Genomic DNA, 2,606 nt, shown 5'->3' with positions numbered 1-2,606 from the left:
TGAGTATTGCGGCATCCTCGGGTGGTGATTCCGCAATGCGTCAGTGCGCAAATCCATTGGCCATCGGTGCGCGCTTGCGCCGACAATCGGGCTGGGAGTCATTCTGCTCCCAGCCCTTTTTCGAGCTTTCAGTCGCTCGACTTCCGCGGTCTTCGCGCTAGATTATGCCGGACATCCTCTTCCTCATGGATTCGGTGCCCTCGATGTGCATCACGTGCGAGTTGAACACCAGCCTGTCCACGACGGCGTCTGCCATGGCGTTGTCGCCGAGCTTCGCGCGCCATCCGGAGGGCGCGAACTGCGAGCATAGAATGAGCGATCCCTTCCTGTGCCTTGCCTCCACTATCTCCAGAACTTCCCTGGTCTGAGATGGAGATATCGTCTCCAGCAGCCAGTCGTCGACGATCAGCAAATCGCAGGCGATGTACCGCTTTCTCATCTTCGCCCACGTCTCGCCTTTTGCGATGCACAGCGTATCCAGCAGTTCCGGCAGCCGCACGTACCTCACTGTCTTGAACGCATTGCAGGCAGCCACTCCCAAAGCGCATGCCATCCACGACTTCCCCGCACCTGAAGCGCCCGTGATTATGAGGTTTCTGGCCGCGTCCACCCATGTGCAGTTCGACAGCTCCATCACCTTGGCGCGATCGAGCGCACGGTCGGGATCGTAGCGGACATCGCACACGTTGGCATCGGGATCGCAGAAGGCCGCCTGGCGCAGGAGCCTCGTCCGCTTGTTGGCGCGCCTTGCGTCCCATTCGGCGTCGACCAGCATCGCGAGCCTGTCGTCGAAGGGCATCTCGGCCACGCCGATCGACTCCTCCTGCTCGCGGTACGCCCTTGCCATCACCGACATCCTCATCTGGTAGAGCTTGTCCATCGTCGCTTCGTTTGCCATCTTAGCCGAACCTCCTATCGGTCGCATCCGTCGAACTCGTCGTAGCAGTCGTCGGGCCTTCGGTAGGCGCCCGCATCCGGATCGGGGGCGGTCTCGGCCGCTATCTTCTGGAGCGCCGTCTTCACTGTCTTGTAGCTGGGGCGCGCCGTCCAGGTGAGCGCCTTTGCGCACGCCCTTTCCAGGAGCGCGTCCCCGTGCTTGTCGGCAAGGCCGAGAAGCGCCCGCGCTGAGCGGTAGGCCTGCTGCTCGACCTTGCGCGACTTGAGTATCCCGTCCACGACGGCGAGGATGGCCTCCCCCTTCCCCGCCGCCCAGCTGCGGAACCTGTCCCCGCTCCACGCCGTCCATTCCCTGTGGGAGTCGGGCATATGGGCGGGATCTGTGACATAGGCGCCGGCGGGAGATGTCGAGCGCCTGTGCATGGCGATGCGCTCCCCGTCGCAGATGACGGCCACCGTCGTTCTAGTGGCGACGATGCCCACCTCGCGCCGCACGTAGGCGGCTGGCACCGAGTAGTAGCGCTTGTCAAAGGAGACATGGTAGTTAAACTGGACGGTGGCGGTCTTCCTGACCGTCATCTCGTAATGGGTCGGCGGCAGGGGCTGCAAGCGGTCCTTCTCCCGCCCGAGGAAGGCCTCGCGCCTGCTGCCGGCCCGCTTCTGGAAGGGCGCGGAGTTGATGGAATCCACGGCCTCGTCGATTGCCGCAGCGAGTTCCGCGATGCCGATGAACACTCGGTCGCGCATGGCGGCGATGACCTTTCGCTCCACCACGCCAACGCTCATCTCGACAGCGGCCTTGTCCTTTGGCCTGCGAACCCGTGCCGGCACGACAGCCACGCCGTAGTGCTCGCACATGAGCCTGTACTGCTCATTGACGACGAGCTCCTCTACCGTGTTCTTGATGACGCCGGTCTTGCAGTTGTCCGGCACGACGATGGGCGTCGTGCCGCCGAACTCGCGGAAGGCGCGGATGTGCCCGTCGATCCAAGACTCCTCTCCCATGTTTGGATAGGGCCAGGCGAAGATCATCGAGGAGTACGGCAGGCAGGCCACGAACACGTGGGCCTTGCGAATCTCGCCGGTGTCCGGGTCGCAATACGCCGGGCACTTGCCAGCCCAATCGACCTGCATCTCCTCGGCCGGGCGACGGTCGATATGCAAGGTGATGCGGTTCCGCTGCGCCCATTTGCGATGGCGCTGGCAGAAAGCCGAGTACATGAAGGGATCGGCGCCGTGATCGGTGGCCTTCACGCAGTATTCGCTCCAAAGAAGCGTCATCGTGACCCCGGGTTTGCCCATCTCGCGCTCGATCCACTCGTGGTCGATGGCGAACTTCCCGTCATCGCGGGTCTCCTTCGGCGGGTAGAGCACGGCTCTGATTGCCGCATCGTCCATCTCGCCGGGTAGCGGCCACTCAAGCCCCTTGCTCTTAGCGAGCTTCTGGATCAGCTGCACGGTGGATCTCGCGCAGCCGCAGGAGAACGCTATGTTCTCCTGGCTGATCCCGAGATAAGTCAGTCTCAGGATCTCTCGGTACTTGACCATTTTTTCCTCCTAACGTAGAAATGGCCCGGATGCTTTTTGCACCTGGGCCAATCGTAGGAGATTGGAGAGATTAAAGCGCCATCATCGGCGCACACCGACCGATAGCGGACAAGCGCACCGATGGCTCGCGGAATCACGGACTGAAAACGCCGCAATAATCA

General features: G+C 62.4%; 2 protein-coding genes. Both read right to left on the bottom strand.

Annotated features, from left to right (window positions below; genetic code table 11):
• Positions 1-157: 157 nt before the first annotated feature.
• Positions 158-898, bottom strand: a complete 741-nt coding sequence (gene istB, locus ACW4QM_RS11400) for an IS21-like element helper ATPase IstB (RefSeq protein WP_157012985.1) — start codon at positions 896-898, stop codon at positions 158-160.
• A gap of 14 nt (positions 899-912) precedes the next feature.
• Positions 913-2,445, bottom strand: coding sequence for an IS21 family transposase (gene istA, locus ACW4QM_RS11395; protein ID WP_157012986.1), 1,533 nt, complete (start codon positions 2,443-2,445; stop codon positions 913-915).
• Positions 2,446-2,606 lie beyond the last annotated feature (161 nt).

Source organism: Adlercreutzia sp. CNCM I-6207, assembly GCF_977072305.1.
This window is presented reverse-complemented; position numbering and strand designations above follow the sequence as displayed.

Excerpts from the sequence above, each read along its gene's own strand:
- istB (WP_157012985.1), bottom strand. The coding sequence starts at position 898 with ATGGCAAACGAAGCGACGATGGACAAGCTCTACCAGATGAGGATGTCG.
- istA (WP_157012986.1), bottom strand. The coding sequence starts at position 2,445 with ATGGTCAAGTACCGAGAGATCCTGAGACTGACTTATCTCGGGATCAGC.